The following is a 20460-nucleotide window of genomic DNA, read 5'->3' as shown; positions in this document are numbered from 1 at the left end:
CGTGGGCTCGGAGATGTGTATAAGAGACAGGGACAAGGCGCCGCACTGGTCTGCGGAGTGTTCTGAAAGCTGAGCCCGGCCCCGCCTGCGGTGACTCGGCTGCGAGCGGCCTGCGATGGGGCCGTTGTTGGTTGGGGCCGCTGGGCTGATGTGAGGGCGCGTGGCCGTTGCGGGCCCTGGTCCCGGCGGCGGCCTCGGCGCTTTGCGCCTGCCGCCTTTGGGGACTGCGGGGCCGTGACGGCAGCTGCGGCGCTCCGCGCCTGCTGCCTGTGGTGACTTTGGGGTTGGGGTGAATTGAAGTTGAATACTTTTCCCGAGAAGTGAACGACCTATTTTGGACCCCCGAAGCATTGGCATATTTTGACCGCTATTTCCTGCAGTTTTGCTGCTCGAATCCTGCGGTTTTGTAATCAAAAAGTGTGGATGCTCCGGGGCCTCGTTTTTACTCGTTCACTTCTCGGGAAAAGTATTAGAGCTCAGCTGGCATGGGTACCGCTCTGGCGTCGAAGCCCCGCGTCCTCTTCGCTTGATTGGGGAAAGCGGCCTCGCTTAAACAATTACGATCCTGCCCGGGCGTATCAGACAGGTTGTCTGCACAATTCGCGGTATTATGGTGCGGAGTTTTGAAAGGAGCCGCTGGTGGTCACGACGACGTTTGCTTCGCCTTTGGGCGAAATCCTGCTTGCCGCTGATGGCCGCGGTCTGACGGGGCTTTGGTTTGAGGGGCAGGAGCACTTTGGCTCCACGCTTCTCCGGGAAGACTCCGAACATGTTGAAGGGGCCGATGCGGTTTCCGGTGCTGGTGGCATGTCGTCGGCGAGTCCGGCTCATGGTGCGGCTTCTTCGGTGCTTGAGCGTTCGTGGGCTTGGCTGAATGCTTATTTTGCAGGGCAGGAGCCTCTGTATACGCCGCCGTTGCATATGATCGGTACGGCGTTTCAGCGTGAAGTCTGGTTTGAGCTGCTTTCTATTCCGCGTGGCGAGGTCGCCACGTATGGCGAGATTGCGGCTCGTGTCGCCGCCCGCCATCGGGTGCCGGGGAACGAGGACCCCGTTGTGTCTCCTCGTGCGGTGGGGGCTGCGGTCGCTCGCAACCCTATTTCGATTATCGTGCCGTGCCATCGCGTGGTTGCCGCCGACGGCTCGCTTAACGGATATGCCGGCGGGCTCGATCGCAAGGAGTGGCTGCTTCGGCTTGAGGGCGCGTACGAGGAATAACGTTCGAGCGCTTTGCATAGCCAAGATGCCGTGAAAGAACGGGACACGCTTTCCGAATGGAGACTCAGACGGAAACCACGTCCCGGAATTCCGTTTTAAAGCGGGATGCGCTTTCCGAATGGCGTCCCAAGCGGAAACCGTGTCCCGGAATACAGCCTCAGAGTGGGACGCCGTTTCCGGTTGAGACCACCTGCTTGGACATCTTTCTACGCTCGTTCTTGCAGGGCGTAGATCGACTTATCCATGTTGAACAGGTAAGCCACGACGCAGACAATAAAGAACATCGGCAGATTACCAAAGCCGAAGACTTCGCAGCCAATAAGGATGGGTGCGAGCAGCGTATTGGTGGCGCTGCCAAAGACGGCTGCGTAGCCCAGCGCGGCGCAGAACTCGGCGGGCATGCCGAGAATCCCGGCGAGTACGACGCCCAGGCTGGCTCCGATGGAAAACAGCGGCGTCACCTCGCCACCCTGATATCCTGCGGCAAGTGTGGCGATGGTGAGTACGAATTTGAGCGCCCAGTCCCAAGGCATGATGGCGACCTTACCGTTACCGTTGAGCGCCGCCGATATCAGGTTGGTGCCAAGGCCGCAGTATCGACCCTGCCACAGTGCGAACAGAATCGCCGATAGCGCGATGCCGATAGCGGCGATGCGCGCATAGGGGTTGGGGAGCAGCCGCGCCGCAAGGGTCTTGGCATGGGCAAGGCACCAGGCAAAGGCACCGCCTACCATGCCAAACGCGATACCCAACAGTGCCAGCCGTCCAAGACCGGGGAGATCAAGCGCGCATGAGGCGACAACGGCGACCTCGAACTTCTCGAGTCCCAGGGCACCGGAGGTCATACTTGCGGCGAGCGAGGCTGTAAGCGCGGGAAACAGCGCGCGGTATTCCATGCGTCCTGCGACCAGTACTTCGATAGCAAAGACCGTGGCAGCAAGGGGCGTTCGAAAGAGCCCGGCAAAGCCGGCGGCCATGCCGATAAGCAAAAACGTGTTGCCGGGGTCTCGGAAAGGTAGACGTCGGCCGATCCAATGTGAGACGGTTGCACCGATCTGCACGGCCACGCCCTCGCGTCCCGCACTGCCGCCAAAGAGGTGCGTCCCCCACGTGCTCAGCATAATGAGCGGCACCAAGCGCGGCGAGATGGCGTCCTCACGCCCGTGGCCTACGTCGAATACCAGGCTCATGCCGCGGTCGGTGCCCTTGCCCCAAGCGCGGTAGGCAAACACGATGGCAAGGCCCATAAGGGCGAGGAAGGGGAGGAGCAGGGTGATGTGTTCGTCGCGGAAGGCGCCGATCGCCAAAAGCACGCGTCCAAAGAGCGCGCAGATGGCGCCAACGATGATACCGACGGGGATTCCGACGGCACCCATAAGCACGAGGCCACTATAGGTGTTGAGCAGACGTTTGATTCTGCTCGATGCGCCGCTTTCCGACACTTCTCCTCCAAAACAAAAAAGACTCCTGCCGCGGCGTGATGCCTAGGGGCATCACGTAACAGCAGAAGTCATCAGCAACAAGGCGGTTTAGGGTAACGCGGCAGCTTGGCTGGCGCACCCAACGGAGACATTCATTCCGTAGCGGCATCATAGCGGTGGATACGGTTTGGGTCAAATGGTTGCCGTGGACAGTCCTGGTGCCTGCCCGCACCCCTCGTTTCCCCATATAAAACCTGCCAAAATAAACCTGTCCCTTTTTGGTCGGTGCGAAATGGGTAATACTAAAGAGTTATCCGACCAGATGGGAATTAATCGATGGCTTATATCGAATTCAAGGACGTCGTCAAAGCATACGGCGAGGGTGATGCCCGCATTCACGCGCTCGATGGCGCGAGCTTTACGGTCGAGCGTGGCGAGCTCGCCATCATTTTGGGTGCTTCGGGTGCCGGCAAGACCACGGCGCTCAACATTCTGGGCGGCATGGATACGGCGACTTCCGGCACCGTAACGGTGGATGGGCGCGACGTGAGTTCCGCCAATGAGGCGCAGCTCGTGGAATACCGCCGCGCCGACGTCGGCTTTGTCTTCCAGTTCTATAACCTGGTTCCCAACCTGACGGCGCTCGAAAACGTCGAGCTTGCGGCGCAAATCTGCCCCGATTCGTTCGATGCCGAACAGACACTTCGCCAGGTTGGTCTGGGCGAGCGCCTCGCCAACTTCCCCGCGCAGCTTTCGGGCGGCGAGCAGCAGCGCGTGTCCATCGCCCGCGCACTGGCCAAGAACCCCAAGCTGCTCCTGTGCGATGAGCCCACGGGCGCGCTCGACTATAAAACCGGCAAGCAGATCTTGCAGCTGCTGCAGGATACCTGCCGCAAGCAGGGCATTACGGTCATCATCATCACGCACAACTCCGCGCTCGCGCCCATGGCCGATCGCCTGATCTGCTTTAAGAGCGGTCGTGTGGAGAGCGAGACGGTCCAGCAAAATCCCGTGCCTATCGAGACGATCGAGTGGTAGCGCCCATGGACCAAGATCGCCAAAACAGCCAAAACCACGATACGGAGCACGTGGGTAACGATCGGGAGTTCGCGACCTACCGTACCGCTCAAAGCTCAAATGATATGGCGCCGACGGTTTTTCGCCGTGGCATCTCCCGCACAATCCGAGGCAGTCTTAAGCGCTTCCTATCTATCGTGGTCATTACCGCGCTCGGCGTGAGCGTGATGTGCGGTCTTAAGGCGGGCTGCGAGGATCTGCGCGATTCGGTCGACGTCTATTTTGACCAGCAGAATGTCTATGACATTAACGTGCAGTCGACCTATGGCCTTACGCGCGACGATCTTGCGGCCATTCAAGAGGTCGACGGCGTCGAGACGGCCGAGGGCATCTACACCGAGACCGCCTACACCGCCGTGGGTACCACGCGCGAGCGTGTAGTCGTGCAGAGCCTTTCCAGGAAGAATATCGATCAACCGGTGCTGGTGAGCGGCGATTTGCCCGAGAGCGCCGGCGAGGTCGCGGTGACTTCGAAGTTCCTGAAGGCTTCGGGCAAAAAGCTCGGCGACACGGTGAGTTTTGCCGCCAATGACGCGAGCTCGTCGAACCAAAGCGCCAAGGACCAGTTTGCCGCGGGTGATTACACCATTACGGCCGAGGTCCTCGATCCTACTGATGTGAGCTCCGACTCGACAGTCAACGCCTTTCGCGCTGCTTCGGCTGCGGACTATAAGTTCTATGTGAGCGAGGATGCCGCGACATCTTCTTCCTACTCCGCGGTCCACGTGATCGTCGAGGGAGCCAAGAGCCTCAACTCCTATTCAGATGCCTACACGACAAAGATCAACGAGGTCAAGGGTAATATCGAGAAGATTCGCGACGAGCGTGAGAAGGTGCGCGCCCAAGAGCTGACGGTCGACGCGCCGGCAAGCTTGGATGCCTCCGAGCGCCAGGCGAATATGCTCTTTGGGATTGAGCAGGACAACATCAACCGCATGCCCCAGGGCAGTGAGGAGCGTGTTCGGGCTCAGGCCGATTTGGACCAGCGCCGCGCCGCCACCGACCAGCAGTTTGCCGATGCACGCGCCGAGCTTTCCGATCTGGGCGAATGCACTTGGTACATCCAGGATCGCGGTAACATCGCAAGCTACTCAAGCGTCGAGAGCGACAGCTCTTCGATTGAGGCCATCGCCACGGTTTTCCCATTTATTTTCTTCGTCGTAGCCGTGCTCATCAGCCTTACCACCGCCACTCGTATGGTCGAGGAGGAGCGCACGCTCATTGGCCTGTACAAGGCGCTCGGCTATTCACGCGGGCGAATCCTGTCCAAATACGTGGACTACTCGCTGTGGGCATGTCTGTTCGGCGGCGTACTCGGCAACATCTTCGGATTTGTGGGGTTGCCGCTGTTCCTGTTTACGGTGTTCGATGACATGTACTCACTGCCCCAGATGCTGCTTTCGTACGACATCGTGTCCTCGATCGTCTCGGTGGCGCTGTTTGCCGTGGGCGTGGTGGGTGCCACGATTATCGCCTGCCGCCACGAGATGGCCGAGACCCCAGCCTCGCTTATGCGTCCCAAGGCCCCGCGAGCCGGCTCGCGCATCTTGCTTGAGCGCATCGGCTTTATTTGGCGCCGCATGGGCTTTTTGAACAAGGTGGCAGCGCGTAACCTGTTCCGCTACAAAAAACGTGCCTTTATGACCATCTTCGGTATCGCCGGCTGCACGGCGCTCGTGATCTGCGGTATGGGCATCCGCGATACGACGGTGGCGCTTTCGCCCAAACAGCACGGGCACATCACGCGCTATGACTTGCTGGTGGTCGCCAATCCCGATGACTATGCTCAGACGTGTGCGGCGCTGGAAGAGCGTAGCGCGGCCAGCGACTCCGGCGTGCGCGTGACCTCGACCCTGCCGATTATGACCGACAACGTCACCTTTACGTTTGGCGGTAAGAGCGAGACCGTACAGCTCATTGTGATTCCCGACGACCGCACGAATGACCTGGACGATTACGTGCGCCTGGAGGATGAGTCCAAAGAACCGCTCGCCCTGCGTGACGGGGACGTGTATTTAAGCAAGAGTTCACAGCTGGTGCTGGGGATTCAGCCGGGCGATACGGCGCAGGTCCAGGATTCGTCGCTCAATGTTACCAAGGTCAAGGTTAGCGATATCTCGCTCAATTATCTGGGCAACACACTTTATATGACGCAGGGCACCTATGAGCGCGCGTTCGGCCGAAGCGCGCGTCTTAACGGCATCTTTGTGCTGCTTAAGGGCTCGTCGACCGACCAGATTGCGTTTAGCAAGAAGCTTAAGAGTGACGGTTGGCTTACGATTTCGAGTACGGCCGAGCATTGGGAGAACAATGAGGCGATCTTTACGATTACCAATTCGGTCGTAGTGCTTGTGACCTTTATGGCGGCGTGCCTGTCGTTTGTGGTGGTGTTTACGCTGTCTAATACGAATATTTCGGAGCGCGAACGCGAGCTGGCGACCATCAAGGTGCTGGGCTTCCGCCGTGGCGAGGTGCACCACTACGTCAATAAGGAGACGTTGATCCTTACGGCGATTGGTACCGCACTGGGCGTGCCGCTGGGTGGCCTGCTTGCCGAGAGCTTTACGTACGTTCTTCAGATGCCGTCGCTGTACTTTGATGTTGAGGTCGAGCCGCTGAGTTTCGTGCTCGCTGTGGTGCTTTCGTTTGGCTTTACGATTATCGTCAACCTCGCCACCAACCGAACCCTCAACAAGATTGACATGGTCGGTGCCCTCAAGAGCGCCGAGTAACCTGTTCTTGGATTCAAGTTGTAGCGAGCTGTGACGTGTCGCAGTCGCTTTATTGCATAAACCGCCCCGCAGAATGCATATTTTGGCGGGGCGGTTGCTTTTTACCCGCAGGTACCCCCAGGGGCGGCGTGCAAATTCCGGAGAATTCAGCATTCCGGAGTCCACGAGTATGGGAGCGGGCACACAAAACTGCGCTGAAAGCCCTGATTCTGAGCTCCCAACGCCTCAAGAGCCGCTCGTTTTTACAAGATGCGGCCCATGGCGCCTGCCTTTCGCCCAAAATTCAGTATGCAGGCACCCTCGGCTGCTGAAAACTCCCAAAAATGCACGGCGCCTCCTGCCCTAGGCACCCGCAGCAAGAAGACGAATAGCCTCGGCGAGCATGTAAACGCAGGGCCCTCCGACCCCGACCGACGATTTCGATTGGCGACCTTTGACGGAGTCAAGGGAGGAGCCAAATCGAAATACGTCGGGCGGGGTCGGAGGGCCCGATGGGATGGATTTCGGCCGAGGCTATTCGTCGCCGAAGCTGATGCCCAGCGCCTTGGCCTCGCGTACCAGGTCGCTCTGGGGATCGACAAACTTGAGCTTGCCGGCGACCTCCTCGAGCGGCATGTGGCACATCTTGCCGTCACGCAGGGCAATCATGTAGCCAAACTCGCCGCGTAGGCAGCCCAGTGCCGCCTCAACGCCGCACTGGGTCGCAAAGATGCGGTCCTGGGCGTCGGGCTGACCGCCGCGCTGCGTGTGGCCGGGGATGGCGACGCGGGTCTCGCGACCGGTCTTGGCCTCGATTTCCTTGGCAATGTCGTAGACAATCGACGGACTCGTGCGCTCGGCAAGCTTCTTCTTGTACTCCTTCTTGGGCAGCGCCGCGTCCTCCTTGGAGATAGCGCCCTCGGCGACGGCCACGATCGTAAAGCGGCTGCCGGTCTCCATGCGATGCTCGATGGTCTTGATGACGTTACCCATGTCGTAGGGAATCTCGGGAATCAGGATGACGTCCGCACCGCCCGCGACGCCGGCGTACAGCGGGATCCAGCCAACCTTGTGGCCCATGATCTCGATAACGAACACGCGGCCGTGACTCGAGGCGGTGGTGTGGATGTCGTCGATGCACTTGGTGGCGACGTCGATGGCGCTCGTAAAGCCAAACGTCATTTCGGTGCCCCAGGTGTCGTTATCGATGGTCTTGGGCAGAGCGATAACGTTGAGGCCCTCTTCGCGCAGGCGGTTGGCGGTCTTGGTGGAGCCGTTGCCGCCCAGCATAAACAGGCAGTCGAGTTGCAGCTTGTGATAGGTGTGGACCATCGCGGGCACCTTCTCGACACCGTCGGCCTCGGGAATGTCCAGGCGCTTGAACGGCGTGCGGCTCGTGCCCAAAATGGTGCCGCCGCGGGTGAGGATACCGCTAAAATCGGCGGGCGTCATGACGCGGAACCTGCTGTAGATAAGACCCTGGTAGCCGTCCTCAAAACCATAGATCTCGATAGGTTCTTCGCTATTGGTCATAAGCGTTTTGACGATGCCGCGCATGGTGGCGTTGAGCGCCTGACAGTCGCCGCCACTGGTAAGAAGACCGATCCTAAGCATGATGAATCCTTCCGGGCAAGTTATAACATGCGCATAAGTTTACCCCCGCACACTGTTGATACGGGGGTAAAACGTGTTAGCTCAAGCGTATAGAAATGTAAACAACGTCAGGCGAGCGTAAGGTCGACGGGCCTGGCTCCTTACAGTGCGAAGGCGTCGACGTCGCCCCAGTGGCGGCGCAGCGTAATAGCGGCGGCGGGTTCGGTATTGTCAAAGACGACCGACCATTGCGTATTGCTGGTGATGTCTTCCGGATTGGGCTCTTGCGCTGCAGCGCGCAGGGCTTCCCAGGCAATCGTTTCGTCCTGGGCACCGACATGGGCGTCAAGGACATCGGCAATTGCGACGGCGCGCTCTTTACCATGGCCCAGCTCGCCGTTCTTTTGGTTGGGCAGCACTTCGTCGCCATAGCAGGGGTAGAAGTTCGTAACCTGGCGTACAGGAGTCGCTTTGAAAGCGCGGTCCGGATCGTGCGGATCCCACTCTGCTACGCGCGCGTCACCGGTGGCGTCGTTGATAAAGAAGTGATAATCGCGTCCTGCCATGGCGTGCATATCGTAGGCGGAAAGCAGGTCGACAGCTTCTTGTGTGGTGGCGGCACGGTCGAGTACCAGACGGATGGCGAGCGAGGTATTGATGACAGGGCGTTGCGTGTCCTGGTCACAGGGCTTGGAATCAAGGGTGAGTACGGCAACGGACACGCCGCATTCGTTAACACCGTCGAGCTGGGCAAACGGACCCATGAGTGCGGCGGCGCGTCCGGCGACGGAGTCAAGCGGAGTGTTATCGCCCAGGTTGTTAAGGGCGGCAAACCCGATGGAGGCATAGCCGCCGCGTGGATGATTGCGCACCAGCAGCGCCGAGGTGTCGTCCTTAAAGTCGTAATTGCGACCGGTGCGCACGCGGCCTTCGGCATCTACGGCGACAAAAGCGCTGCAGGCAAACTGGGGAGCCTGGACATGTGCCGGCACACCGGGCAGCACCTGCGCCACCACGGCATCGATGTAGGCCTGGTCGTCGCGCACGCCAGCGGCGATGATGCGATCAAGATCGTAGTCGTAGGCGATGTCGATTGCGTACAGGTCATAGCCATCCGCGTAGCCGGTCAAGCGTTTGAGCGACGCGGCGGACTTGATTTGCTTGCGGTAAAGGATACCGGTGGCAGCGGCAAGGCCGACGGCGACTCCCGCGACACCGCAGGCGATGGCAATGTTACGTGGCTTCATGACGGCTCCTCTCGTCCTGTTAGCGTAATTATCGCAAAAGGAGCGCGGGCATGATGGCTCAACCTGGTGAGTGGCACGGGATTAAACATGGAATGAAGAGTGCGGCGCTGGCGTGGCGGGGTATGCTGGAGGGGACCATCAACCCAGCGAAAGGGGAGAACATGACGGATCAGGAAACGCCCGAACGCGCGCATGTGACGGCCGACGATATCGAGGCCGCCAACGACCTTATCGACTTTATCGAGGCGTGCCCCAGCATGTTCCATACGGCGGCGACCATTATGGCCGAGCTCGACGAGGCGGGCTTTACCTACCTGCCCGAGAATGCGGCGTGGGACATCGAGCCGGGCGGGCGTTATTACACGCAGCGCAACACCTCGAGCGTTATCGCCTTTAAGGTGGGCGAGGACCTGGCCGCGACGTGGGGCGAGGACGGCGTTGCCGGCGACTATCATTTTCAGCTCACGGCGTCGCACAGCGATTCTCCGACGTTTAAGGTCAAGGCCGTGCCCGAGCTTGACGGCGCGGGCGAGACGCTGCGCCTGAACACCGAGGCCTACGGCGGCATGATCGACTACACCTGGTTCGATCGCCCGTTGGCGCTGGCTGGACGCGTGCTGGTGCGCGAGGGCGGCCGTATTGAGAGCCGCCTGCTTGCCACCGAGCGCGAGGTCGCTATCATTCCGAGCCTTGCCATCCATATGAACCGTGGCGTCAATGAGGGCTTTGCACCCAACCGCGCTGTCGACCTGTGCCCGCTCATCAGCGCCGGCGAGCTTAAGCAGGGCGACTTTGATGCTCTGATCGCCGACGAACTGGACGTCGAGCCCGAGCAGATTCTGGGCCGCGATCTGTTCCTGGTCAATCGTCAGGACGCGCGCATTTGGGGCTGGGCCGACGAGTTTATCTCGACGCCCAAGCTCGACGACCTAGCCTGCGCCTACACCTCGCTGCAGGCATTTTTGGGCGCCGAGAATGCGCATGACATCTCGGTCTTTTGCTGCTTCGACAACGAGGAGGTTGGCTCCGAGACCAAGCAGGGCGCCATGTCGACGTTCTTGGCCGATGCGTTGCGTCGCATTAACGGGTCGCTGGGCTTTGATGACGAGTCGTACCACCGTGCGCTTGCCGCCTCGATGCTCGTGAGCTGCGACAACGCGCACGCCGTGCATCCCAACCACGCCGAAAAGTGCGATGCTCACAACCAGGTCGTGCTCAACGGCGGTATCGTCATCAAGGAAGCCGCCAACCAGCACTACTGCACCGATGCCTTTAGCCGCGCAGTGTTCCAGGCCATCTGCGATGACGCAGACGTGCCCACGCAAGCCTTTGCCAACAAGAGCGATATGGCGGGTGGCTCCACGCTCGGCAATCTGTCCAATATGCAGGCGAGCATGCACGCCGTGGACGTGGGCCTGCCGCAGCTGGCCATGCACTCGAGCTACGAGACCGGTGGCGTGCGCGACGTGATGTACGCGATTCGTGCCCTCACGGCTTTCTACGAGCGCGACCTAAACATCAACGGCGCCGAAAGTGTGGAGCTCTAAAACCTGCCAAAAAAGGACGGGGTTATTTTGGCAGGTTTTATCTGGGCAAATGCCGCAATGTCAACGGTAAGACGGAGCTGCTAAGGCTTGCAGATGAAGCCGACGCCAGCGGAACCGCCGCAGGTAGAGCAAAAGTCAGCGAGAGCCCGCCGTTTGAGCCAAGGTGCCGTGAAATGAAAAGGCGCTGACCTTCTGGTCGCGCCTTTGAAATTGAACGGCAGATTGGCCAAACGGCGGGCTCGCAGCGTCGAGGGGTTCCGGCGTTTGGTAAAACGCCGGAACAATCTAATGCTCAATCCAACAACGTAAAGTTTCGCCGGCCAGCAGGTGACGCAGATTCTCCGCGGCGATGTCGACCACGTTATTGAGCGTGGCGGCCAGGTGGAACCAGCCCGAGACATGCGGCGTGATGAGCATGTTGGGTGCATCCCACAGCGGGCTTGTGGCGGGCAGCGGCTCGGGATCGGTGACGTCGACCGCGGCGCCGGCGAGATGTCCCGATTCCAGAGCGGCAACCAGGTCGTCGGCGACCACAAGATCGCCGCGGCCGCCGTTGGCAAAGAACGCGCCCGGTTTCATCGCGGCGAAGAACTCGGCGTTCGCCAGACCGCGGGTCTCGGGCGTGCTGGGCATAAAGGATGCGACGATGTCGGCCTCTGCCAGGCGCTCAGACAGGGCATCCATGCCGTCCATGTCCTCAAACACAATGGGGTAGACGAGCGGATGGCGCTTGATGCCGCGGACGTGCGCACCCATGCTGCGGCAGAGCGTGGCAAAGTGGCCACCGATATCGCCTGCGCCCAGCACCAGCACGTTGGCGTTTTTGAGCGAGGTGACCGGCCCCAAATCCTCCCAGCGATGCTCGCGCTGCAAGTCGTGATAGCCGGGCAGGCGCTTCATCATGGAAAGGACCATGGCAAACATGTGCTCGCTCACGGCCTGACCGTAGGCGCCGATCGAGCAAGACAGCTTGGCTTCAGCCGGCACGGTGCCGGCGGCAAGGTAGTCGTCATAGCCGGCGGTCTGCAATTGCAACAGCTGGAGATGGTCGCATGCCGTGAGCATGTCAGGGTCGATGTTGCCCAGGATCACGTCGGCATCGGCGACCTGTTCGCGCGTGATATCGCCGGCGCTCGTGTAGATAAAATCCTCGCCCGGAGCGCTCGACTCAAGAATTGCACGATGGCGGTCGTTGACGGGCAGCAAAACCAGGATGTTCACAAGCATTCCTCTCCGCTCAACCTGCCAAAAAGGGACAGGTTTATTTTGGCAGGTTTTATCTGGCAAAACGTTCAAATAAAACGCCGGATGTAAGACGAGCGTGCCCGTCAGCATCCGGCGCATCTACGGCTACCAGCTCAGCAGCTCGTAGCCGTCCTCGGTCACCACGAGCTGTACCTCGCACTGGGCCGAGTCGCTGCCGTCCTTGGTGCGCACGCACCACCCATCGCCCTTGCTGATCTTAATGTCGGGTGCTCCGGCGTTGACCATGGGCTCGATAGTAAAGACCATGCCCGGAACCATGATAGTGTCCACGTCGGGCGCCTCGGTGGTAAAGCCCACAAACGGGTCCTCGTGGAACTCCTTGCCAATGCCGTGGCCACCGTACTCGCGCACCACGCTAAAGCCGGCGTCCTCGACCGTCTTTTGTACGGCCTCGGCCATCACGGACAGCGGCAGCCACGGCTTGACGGCTGCCAGACCCGCCTCCACGCTGGCGCGGGTGACGTCGACCAAGCGCTGGCGCTCGGCCGAGACCTTGCCGATGCAGAACATGCGGCTCGAGTCGCTAAAATAGCCGTCTAAGATCGTTGAGCAGTCCACGTTGATGATGTCGCCCTCGTGCAGTACGTCCGTATCGCAGGGAATGCCGTGGCAGACTACGTCATTGATCGAGGTACACACGCTCTTGGGGTAGCCCTCGTAGTTGAGGTCGGCCGGCGTTCCACCATGCTCGACGGTGTAGTCGTAGATCATCTGGTCGATCTGGTTGGTGGTCATGCCCGCGGTGATATGCTCACCCACATAATCGAGCACGCCCACGTTGATGGCGGCCGAGCGCTTGATGCCCTCGATATCGGCAGGAGTCTTATAGAGCGTGCGGGGCAGGACGTTCCAGCCCTCTTCCCACAGGCGCTCGAGGCGCTCATCAAAGGAGCTGTGACATTTCTTGTATTTTTTGCCGCTGCCGCACCAGCAAGCGTCGTTGCGGCCAGGCACGGGTCCATTGTCAAACATGGCTAACTTCCTTTCATTCGCAGCTAGTATAGCCCACCCGCAGAGCAGCTAATTTGGGACGGGGCTTTTTTGACTGCTTTTGTCCGCGCGGCCTTGCGCCGCCCATATCGCTCCCAAAAGCAGTCAAAAAAGCCCCGTCCCAAATTAGCTGCTCTTGGGCAGACGGGTGCTAGTAACTCACCTGGCAGGGGATGCCGAGGGCTTGGACGCGCGCGGCAATGGCGTCGAGCACCTCAGGCGCCGCTTTGGCAAGGCCAGCGACTGGTGTCTCGCGCGCCACCGTGTAGATGGTCGCCTCCTGCGGACGAATGCGCTCGAGCGCCGCAAGCCAAGGGCCGACGTATTCGTCGCCCGTGTTGTCAATAGACTTGCCTTGGTACTCGCCGGTTAGGAATAGCGTCTGAATGATAACGTGGCCCTCAAAGCTCGCGAACGTCTCAATCTGGTGCTCGACGTCGTAGGGACCAACGGGCTGGTCGAGCAGCTGGATAAATGCCGGATCGACCGTATCGAGCTTGAGGATGTTGTCGTCGACCATCATGAGCGCATCATGCACCTGGGGACGGTCGGCGCGCGTGCCGTTGGAAAGCACGGCAATCTTGGTGTTCGGGGCCAACTGGTCGCGAAGCGCGACAGCGCCGGCGATAGCCTGCGGGAACTCCGGTGCGGCGGTGGGCTCGCCGTTGCCGGCAAACGTGATTACATCGGGCAGCTCACCCTCGACTGTCATCTCGCGTAGTTTGGCTTCGAGTGCGTCGAGCACCACGGCAGCCGTGTTGTGTGGCTCGTGGCAGGGGCGTTCGGCGTTGAGTCCGTTTTCGCAGTAAATGCAGTCAAAGGTGCAAATCTTGCCGCTGACAGGCATCATGTTGACGCCGAGCGAGAGTCCAAGGCGTCGGCTGCGGACGGGCCCAAAGATGGGGCTGGCATTCAAAAACGTAGACATAGGCATATGCTCCTCGGGACAGTTGCACTTAAGCATAGCATTGGCCCCCGTGCCAATCGCGGGTCTGGACACTGTTGTCTAAGCCGAAACTGTGCAGCCTGGTGAGTTTTCGGAACCCTATCATGAAAGGGTGCGAGTCGGGTACAGTAAACGCATTTAAGTATGCGCAACATGGCGCCAGACTGTCCAAGTCGCACCTCGGTGCGGCCTGATGGCGTTGACGATAGGATCACAACATGGATTTTACGGTCGAAAATGCGGGCACCACGATTGCCTGCCGCGAGTATGCCGGCCCGGATGTATCGTCCGATGCGCCCGCCTTGGTGTGCGTGCACGGTGCGTGCGTCGACGGCACATTTTTTGACGGCATCGCCCGCGAGCTCGCCTGTGGCTATCGCGTCATTGCCTATGACCGCCGTGGTTGCGGCGAGAGCGACGATGCGGCAGACGGACGCTACGATCTGGCAGTTCAGGCTGCCGACCTGCGAGCTGTTATCCAACATGCCGGCGCCCCGGCAAATGTCCTCGCGCACAGTGCCGGTACGTTGGTGGCCCTGGAGCTTCTCCGTGCAAACCCCGCCATAATCTCGCGTGCGATTCTGCATGAACCTGCCGTGACGGATGAGGGCGCCGGCCTGGGCGCGGCCCCGGTTTTGCTCGAGATGATCGCTGCGGGAAAGGTCTCCAGGGCGTTACGGGCCTTCCTTGGCGCCATCGGCGATTCGGACCCTGAGGCCCCCAAGTTAACCGAGGCAGAAGCCAAGCATGCCCTGCGCAACGGCCGCAGTTTCATGGCAAACGAATACGGGATTACTATGACCTGCGTTCCCGATTGGGATAGCGTTCGCGCGTCGAAAACGGTGGCCGCCGTGCTCTTGGGTGAACTCTCGATTGGCACGCCCCGCGAGGCGGGCACGAGGATGGCGGCTGAGCTTTTGGACTGTCCACTCGTAATGGTTCCCGGCGCGCACAACGGCCTGCGCGATCGCCCGGCAGCGGCTGCCCAGACTGTTCGTGGCATCCTGGGGCTCTAGCGCTTGCAATAGCCGAAACAGCCTTCACCCGCAAACGTTTCGGCCGTGTTAACAAATGTGCTCAAAACCTCACGTCTGCGGCTTCAATCGCGTCGCCTGCCAACTCATAAAAATGTAACAGCATTCACGTGCTTACCTGCATCGGCAAGGTGTTACCCTTGTAACATTTGGAACCCATCGCTACCATGCGAAACTATCGAAAGGGCCCCATATGCTCAATAGTCACGAGGCCAATCTAACCGACGAGGAGGCTGCCGCTGAGGTCGCCCGCGTCGCGAAGACCTACCCCGTGGTGCGTTTGCTGTCGGCCGATCAGATTAAGAGCGAGCCTAACTGCTTGCTCGCCGGCGATCGCTGCCCTTGTCTGCGTCAGTCGAGTCTTGAGGCCTTGGCAGATTCGGGTGAGGTGTCGGAGCAACTGCTCAACGATGGTGTTGAGTACCGCGCCCGTCTGCGCCCTCTAAAGGTCGAGGGTGAGCCTCACGTCTTGCTGATGGTGCGTCCGATTGATGAGCAAGAGGCCACAGAAGAGGACCTTGTCTACACCGACGTGCTGACGGGCGTGCGCAATCGCCGATATTACGAGGAAAAGCTCCGTAGCGCCCGCATGAATGCCGGCGTTGCGATGATCGACCTTGATGATTTTAGGGTCGTCAATGATACGTGTGGCCGTCATGCCGGCGACCTTGCGCTCGGTGCTGTGGCGACAGCCATACGCAGCGGAATCCGTTCGACTGACGAGCTTGTGCGCTATGGCTGTGACAAGTTTGTGGTCGTCATGCCCAATATTCCCTCCGATGACTTCACCCGTCGCCTGCATCAGGTATCCGATGCCGTTCATGCCACGATTATTCCGGGCCATGAGTACGTGAGCTTGACGGCATGTGTTGGTGGCGTTCGCATTCATGGCGAGACAGTCGATGAGGGCGTTGGCCGCGCTGTCCAGTTACTGAGCCACGCTAAGACAAAAGCCGGTACGGTCGTGACCGATGCCGATTCCATCGAGGCCTTCCAAAGCCAAAAGCCCCTGGTGCTGATTGCCGACGATTCCAAAGTGAGCCGGTCCATCCTCGGTGAGATGCTCAAGGACGACTATCGCATTCTAGAAGCCGATAGCGGTCGCGCCACGCTCGATGCGGTTGACCGTTATGGTGGCGACCTGTCCCTCGTGCTGCTCGATATTGTCATGTCGGACATGAGCGGCTGTGAGGTGCTGGCCGAGCTTTCGCGTCAGGCAGCCCTCGATAGCCTACCTGTTATTATGATCTCGAGCGAAGATACCGACGACGTGGTGTTACGTGCTTACGATTTGGGCGCCTCGGACTATATCAGTCGCCCGTTCGATGACCGCATTGTGCGCCGTCGCGTCAACAATATTATTCGACTGTATACCAAACAGCGTCGTCTGACGAGTCTGCTGTCGCAGCAGTACAATGCGCGCGTCAATAACAGCCGTATACTCGTCGACATCATGGCGAGCGTCATGGAAGTCCGTAATGGCGAAAGCGGCAGGCATGTCACGCATATCGAGAAGTTGACTGAGCTGCTGCTTGGCGACTTGGCGCGACGGAGCGACAAGTACTCTCTTGGCAACGAGGAGCGTTCTTCGATTGCGTTGGCGTCGGCGCTGCACGATATCGGCAAGATGTCGATCGACGATGCGATTCTCAACAAGCCCGGACGTCTGACGCCCGAAGAGTTTGAAATAATGAAGACGCATACTACCATTGGCGCCGACATGCTGCGCAATCTGGGCAGAAACCATGAAGGAAGTGCCCTTTTGGACTATGCGTACCAAATCGCCCGCTGGCATCATGAACGTTGGGATGGTACGGGCTATCCTGACGGTCTTAAGGGCGACGATATCCCCATTGCCGCTCAGGTGGTCTCGGTGGCCGATGTGTACGATGCGTTGACGAGCGTGCGTGTGTACAAGGACGCCATTTCGCAAGAAGAGGCGATTCGGATGATTTTGGACGGTGAGTGCGGCGCTTTCAATCCGCTGCTTATCGAGTGTCTGCTCGAAGTGCGCGATCGCATTGCCGAGACGCTGGAGCGCCCTGCGGACGTTGTCGCGTTCCCTTCGGTTTAGCTAGGCAAAGGGACGCCCCGTCGGACCATGTGGCCGGCGGGGCGTCCTTATCTGTTGTGCGGTTCGCGAGCTAGCGGGCCTGCTTTACCTTGGCCGCCGCCTCGACAAACGACTTCCACAGGTTAAAGTCGGTCTCGAGCGTCTGCCAGGTGTACTCGGGATGCCATTGCACGCCCAGGCAGAAAGGCTGGCCTTCGACTTCGATGCACTCGGGAACGCCGTCGGTTGCCTTGGCGACCAAGCGCGTGCTCTTACCCAGACGCTCGACGCAGCAGTGGTGTGCGGAGTTGGTCTGGATAAGCCTGTGCCCGCCAACCGCGCGCTCCAGAAGCGAGCCCGGCACGACCTCGACGGGATGCACGGGGTCGTTGAGCACGTGGGTATGGCGCCACTGCGTGCGGCCCTCGCGCGCGCCCAGGCTCGGTACGTCCATGCACAGGGTGCCGCCGGTGGCGACATTGAGCAGCTGTGTGCCGCGGCAGGTGGTAAAGAGCGGCTTTTTGGCGCGGAGCACCTCGTCGACCAGCTTAAACTCAAAGCTATCGCGGATCTCGCAGCAGAGGGTGGGGTCGTAGGGTCGATCATCGCCCCAACGTTTGGGATTGACATCGGGGCCGCCGGGAATGGCGATGCCGTCGGCGATATCGACGTAATGACGGATGACCTCAATGTCCTCGGTGATGGACATCTGCAGCGGCAGGCCGCCGGCGGCAAGGATGGCATCGACAAAGACACTGGCGATTTCCTCGTTGGGGGAGAGCGTCTCGCTTAAAAACGGCTTTGCCTCTTCCCAGCGCGGCGCCACCAGGATGAGCGGGCGGTCGGCGGGGGCAACGTCGACGTGCGGGGTATAGGACGAGGAAGTACGTGTTCCGATCATGGGTGCTGCTTTCGAATCTGAAGGTGACAGGGCGCATGAGAGACGTGGGACAACACTTTCAATGGATTTGTCCCACGGGGTTGCTGGTTAGTGGCCCTTGATGGAGTTGAGGAAGTCCTGGGCGCGCTTGGTCTGGGGGTGGTCGAAGAACTCGTCGGGCGTGCCGGTTTCCACGATTTGGCCGTCGGCCATAAACACGACGCGATCGGCCACGCGGCGGGCAAAGTTCATCTCGTGCGTAATGACGATCATCGTCATGCCCTGCTGGGCCAGACGGACCATGACCTCGAGCACCTCGTTGATCATCTCGGGGTCAAGGGCGCTCGTGGGCTCATCAAAAAGCATGGCCTTGGGTTGCATGGCAAGCGAGCGGGCGATGGCTACGCGCTGCTGCTGGCCGCCCGAGAGCTGTGCGGGCACCTTATCGGCCTGTTCGGCAACGCCCACGCGGCCCAGCAGGTCCATGGCGCGCTCGCGGGCCTCGTCCTTGGAGACGCCCAGCACGTCGACCGGTCCCAGCATGACGTTCTGCAGCACGGTCATATGTGCGAACAGGTTGAACTGCTGAAACACCATGCCCAGCTCGGCACGCATACGGGCAAGGTCCTTGCCTTCCTGCGGCAGGGGCTCGCCCTCGATGAGGATCTCGCCCGAGTCGATGGTTTCCAAGCGGTTGATGGTTCGGCACATGGTCGACTTGCCCGAGCCCGAGGGGCCGATCACGACGACGACCTCGCCGCGGTCGACCGAGAGATTGATGTCGTTGAGGACGTGCAGATCGCCATAGTGCTTATCGACGTGCCTGAGCTCGATCAGCGGCTGATTGCCGGTGGAAGAGGTGCTCTGTGCCATGGTGCTCGGCTCCTTATGACTGGAAATGGTAAAGCGTTAGCGGATGATGGTCGCGCCGGTCTTGTGCGAAACGTAGACAGCGGCCTTGTTGATCGCGACGTTGATGAGGATGTAGATGACCGCGATTACCAGGTAGACCGACACGAGGGCGTCGTAGTTGGTAATGAGCACGCGGGCATTTTGCATGAGGTCGGGGTAGCTCACCACGTAGGCGACGGTGGTGTCTTTGACTACGACCACAAGCTGCGAAATCAACGACGGAATGATAAACCGAATCGCCTGCGGCAGCACGATTTTAAAGGTGATTTTAGCTTTGGAGAGACCGAGCGCTTGGGCTGCCTCGACTTGCCCGCGCGGCACGGCGTTGACGCCCGCGCGAAAGATCTCGGCCAGCACGCCGGCTGCAGCGAGCGCGACGGGGAGCGTGAGCATCCAAAACGACGGTAGCGCAATTTTGTACTGAGGCAGCACCAAAAAGAAGAAGTAGATGAACAGCAGGCTCGGTACGCCGCGGAAGAAATCGGTGAGCACGCGGCAGACCAGCTGCAGCGGCTTAATGTCGCTGGTGCGGCCGAGCATAAGGGCTAGGCCCAACACCAGCGCGATGGCGCCAGCGGTGAGTGCGACTTTAACGGTGCCCTCAAAGCCGGCAAGCAGGAACTTCCAGGTGGTGAGGTGCGTAAAGAAATACCAATAGTGGACCGAAAGCTGACCGGTCACATAAAAGCGCTGCAACACGAGGACGGCGAGCGCGGCGACGGCAACAAGTGAGATAGCGGTGCCGATGCGAATCTTGGCGCGCATCTTGGGGCCGGGAGCCTCGTAGAGCGCATCGCGCATGGTGAGCGCAGAAGAGGAGTGCTTGCTCATCGGAGGATCCTCACCTTCTTATCGATGTAGTTGCCAATGTGGCTCACCACAAAGGCCGTGCCCAGGTAGCCGAGCGCCGAGATAAAGAACGCGGCGACGCCGCCGAGCGAGCGCGTGTTGATGTAGCTCACCACGCCGGTGAGCTCCTGCGGTTGAAGCGGTACCTGGCTGCCGAGTGCGGTGGTGAGCATGACGGCGATAAAGAGGTTGGTCATGGGCAGCACGCTCGAGCGCAGCGCCTGCGGAATCACGATCTTGGCGAGGATATGGCTGAAGCTCATGCCGAGCGAGCGCGCGGCTTCCACCTGGCCGACGCCGACGGTGTTGATACCGCTCATAAAGTTCTCGGAACCAAAGGCCGAGCCCAAAAGGACCGTGGCGACGATAACGCAGGTGCGGTAGGGCAGGACGACTTTGAGCGGCGGCAGCGCATAGACGACGATGATGAGCAGCGCGATGCCGGGGATGTTACGGAAGACCTGAACATACAGGTCGCCAAAAATGCGCAGCGGCTTGAGCGGCGACACGCGCATCACGGTGACAGCGACGGCCAGCACCATGGCGATGGCAAACGACTCAAGCGTCATGCCCCAGGTTGCTAGCAGCGCGTCGATATAGTTCTGGCCATAGAGCGACCAGAGCTCGGAGAGACTCATGCGGACCTCCCGCCGATAAGGAAAGGGGCTCCCGTGTGTACGGAAGCCCCGACAACTCAGTGTGGAAACAGTTTAGCG

General features: G+C 60.1%; 16 protein-coding genes. 6 read left to right on the top strand and 10 right to left on the bottom strand.

The window, feature by feature from the left end; translation table 11 throughout:
* The first annotated feature begins 639 nt into the window (after positions 1 to 639).
* Positions 640 to 1218: a methylated-DNA--[protein]-cysteine S-methyltransferase gene (locus ACTQVX_RS07390; protein ID WP_427794442.1), complete on the top strand. Its 579-nt coding sequence runs from the start codon at positions 640 to 642 to the stop codon at positions 1216 to 1218.
* Between the two features lie 206 nt (positions 1219 to 1424).
* Here the strand turns inward: ACTQVX_RS07390 and ACTQVX_RS07385 are convergent, their stop codons facing one another.
* A complete protein-coding gene (locus tag ACTQVX_RS07385; RefSeq protein ID WP_441560727.1) occupies positions 1425 to 2660 on the bottom strand; it encodes a chloride channel protein in 1236 nt (411 codons plus the stop codon).
* 315 nt (positions 2661 to 2975) lie between these two features.
* Here ACTQVX_RS07385 and ACTQVX_RS07380 point away from each other — a divergent pair, with 315 nt between their 5' ends.
* The gene (locus ACTQVX_RS07380; protein ID WP_427718202.1) at positions 2976 to 3677 is read left to right on the top strand and encodes an ABC transporter ATP-binding protein; all 702 of its coding nucleotides are present in this window, start codon (positions 2976 to 2978) and stop codon (positions 3675 to 3677) included.
* Between the two features lie 5 nt (positions 3678 to 3682).
* Complete coding sequence (locus tag ACTQVX_RS07375; protein ID WP_441560725.1) at positions 3683 to 6448, top strand: FtsX-like permease family protein; 2766 nt, start codon at positions 3683 to 3685, stop codon at positions 6446 to 6448.
* Between the two features lie 513 nt (positions 6449 to 6961).
* Here ACTQVX_RS07375 and ACTQVX_RS07370 read toward each other — a convergent pair.
* Positions 6962 to 8041 carry a 6-phosphofructokinase gene (locus ACTQVX_RS07370; protein WP_154514896.1) on the bottom strand — a complete coding sequence of 360 codons (1080 nt, stop codon included), beginning with the start codon at positions 8039 to 8041 and terminating at the stop codon, positions 6962 to 6964.
* 140 nt (positions 8042 to 8181) lie between these two features.
* Positions 8182 to 9267, bottom strand: coding sequence for a carcinine hydrolase/isopenicillin-N N-acyltransferase family protein (locus ACTQVX_RS07365; RefSeq protein ID WP_441560723.1), 1086 nt, complete (start codon positions 9265 to 9267; stop codon positions 8182 to 8184).
* A gap of 161 nt (positions 9268 to 9428) precedes the next feature.
* Between ACTQVX_RS07365 and ACTQVX_RS07360 the strand changes: the two genes are divergently transcribed.
* The gene (locus tag ACTQVX_RS07360) at positions 9429 to 10814 is read left to right on the top strand and encodes a M18 family aminopeptidase (protein WP_441063020.1); all 1386 of its coding nucleotides are present in this window, start codon (positions 9429 to 9431) and stop codon (positions 10812 to 10814) included.
* A gap of 285 nt (positions 10815 to 11099) precedes the next feature.
* Here the strand turns inward: ACTQVX_RS07360 and ACTQVX_RS07355 are convergent, their stop codons facing one another.
* The 3 genes from ACTQVX_RS07355 to ACTQVX_RS07345 form a co-directional block, all read right to left on the bottom strand.
* Positions 11100 to 12041, bottom strand: a complete 942-nt coding sequence (locus ACTQVX_RS07355; RefSeq protein WP_441056356.1) for a D-2-hydroxyacid dehydrogenase — start codon at positions 12039 to 12041, stop codon at positions 11100 to 11102.
* A 123-nt stretch (positions 12042 to 12164) separates the two neighbouring features.
* The gene (gene map, locus ACTQVX_RS07350) at positions 12165 to 13052 is read right to left on the bottom strand and encodes a type I methionyl aminopeptidase (RefSeq protein ID WP_441015202.1); all 888 of its coding nucleotides are present in this window, start codon (positions 13050 to 13052) and stop codon (positions 12165 to 12167) included.
* Between the two features lie 169 nt (positions 13053 to 13221).
* Positions 13222 to 13998 carry a radical SAM protein gene (locus ACTQVX_RS07345; protein WP_441560721.1) on the bottom strand — a complete coding sequence of 259 codons (777 nt, stop codon included), beginning with the start codon at positions 13996 to 13998 and terminating at the stop codon, positions 13222 to 13224.
* 236 nt (positions 13999 to 14234) lie between these two features.
* Here ACTQVX_RS07345 and ACTQVX_RS07340 point away from each other — a divergent pair, with 236 nt between their 5' ends.
* The gene (locus ACTQVX_RS07340) at positions 14235 to 15032 is read left to right on the top strand and encodes an alpha/beta fold hydrolase (RefSeq protein ID WP_441547031.1); all 798 of its coding nucleotides are present in this window, start codon (positions 14235 to 14237) and stop codon (positions 15030 to 15032) included.
* Positions 15033 to 15243: 211 nt separating this feature from the next.
* Entirely contained in the window at positions 15244 to 17124 is a 1881-nt protein-coding gene (locus ACTQVX_RS07335) for a diguanylate cyclase (protein ID WP_441015197.1), read from the top strand.
* A gap of 70 nt (positions 17125 to 17194) precedes the next feature.
* Here the strand turns inward: ACTQVX_RS07335 and ACTQVX_RS07330 are convergent, their stop codons facing one another.
* From ACTQVX_RS07330 to ACTQVX_RS07315, 4 genes are all read right to left on the bottom strand, one after another.
* Positions 17195 to 18004, bottom strand: coding sequence for a gamma-glutamyl-gamma-aminobutyrate hydrolase family protein (locus ACTQVX_RS07330; protein ID WP_427718223.1), 810 nt, complete (start codon positions 18002 to 18004; stop codon positions 17195 to 17197).
* Positions 18005 to 18091: 87 nt separating this feature from the next.
* Positions 18092 to 18856: an amino acid ABC transporter ATP-binding protein gene (locus ACTQVX_RS07325; RefSeq protein ID WP_022094659.1), complete on the bottom strand. Its 765-nt coding sequence runs from the start codon at positions 18854 to 18856 to the stop codon at positions 18092 to 18094.
* Positions 18857 to 18892: 36 nt separating this feature from the next.
* Positions 18893 to 19726 carry an amino acid ABC transporter permease gene (locus tag ACTQVX_RS07320; RefSeq protein WP_427747661.1) on the bottom strand — a complete coding sequence of 278 codons (834 nt, stop codon included), beginning with the start codon at positions 19724 to 19726 and terminating at the stop codon, positions 18893 to 18895.
* Positions 19723 to 20382 (bottom strand): amino acid ABC transporter permease, encoded by a 660-nt coding sequence (locus tag ACTQVX_RS07315; protein ID WP_441560719.1) that lies wholly within the window; start codon positions 20380 to 20382, stop codon positions 19723 to 19725. Before ACTQVX_RS07315 ends, ACTQVX_RS07320 begins: the two co-directional genes overlap by 4 nt.
* Between the last annotated feature and the right edge of the window lie 78 nt (positions 20383 to 20460).

Origin of the sequence: Collinsella sp. LCP19S3_A6, assembly GCF_052122015.1 — a bacterium.
Lineage (GTDB): Bacteria > Actinomycetota > Coriobacteriia > Coriobacteriales > Coriobacteriaceae > Collinsella.
This window is presented reverse-complemented; position numbering and strand designations above follow the sequence as displayed.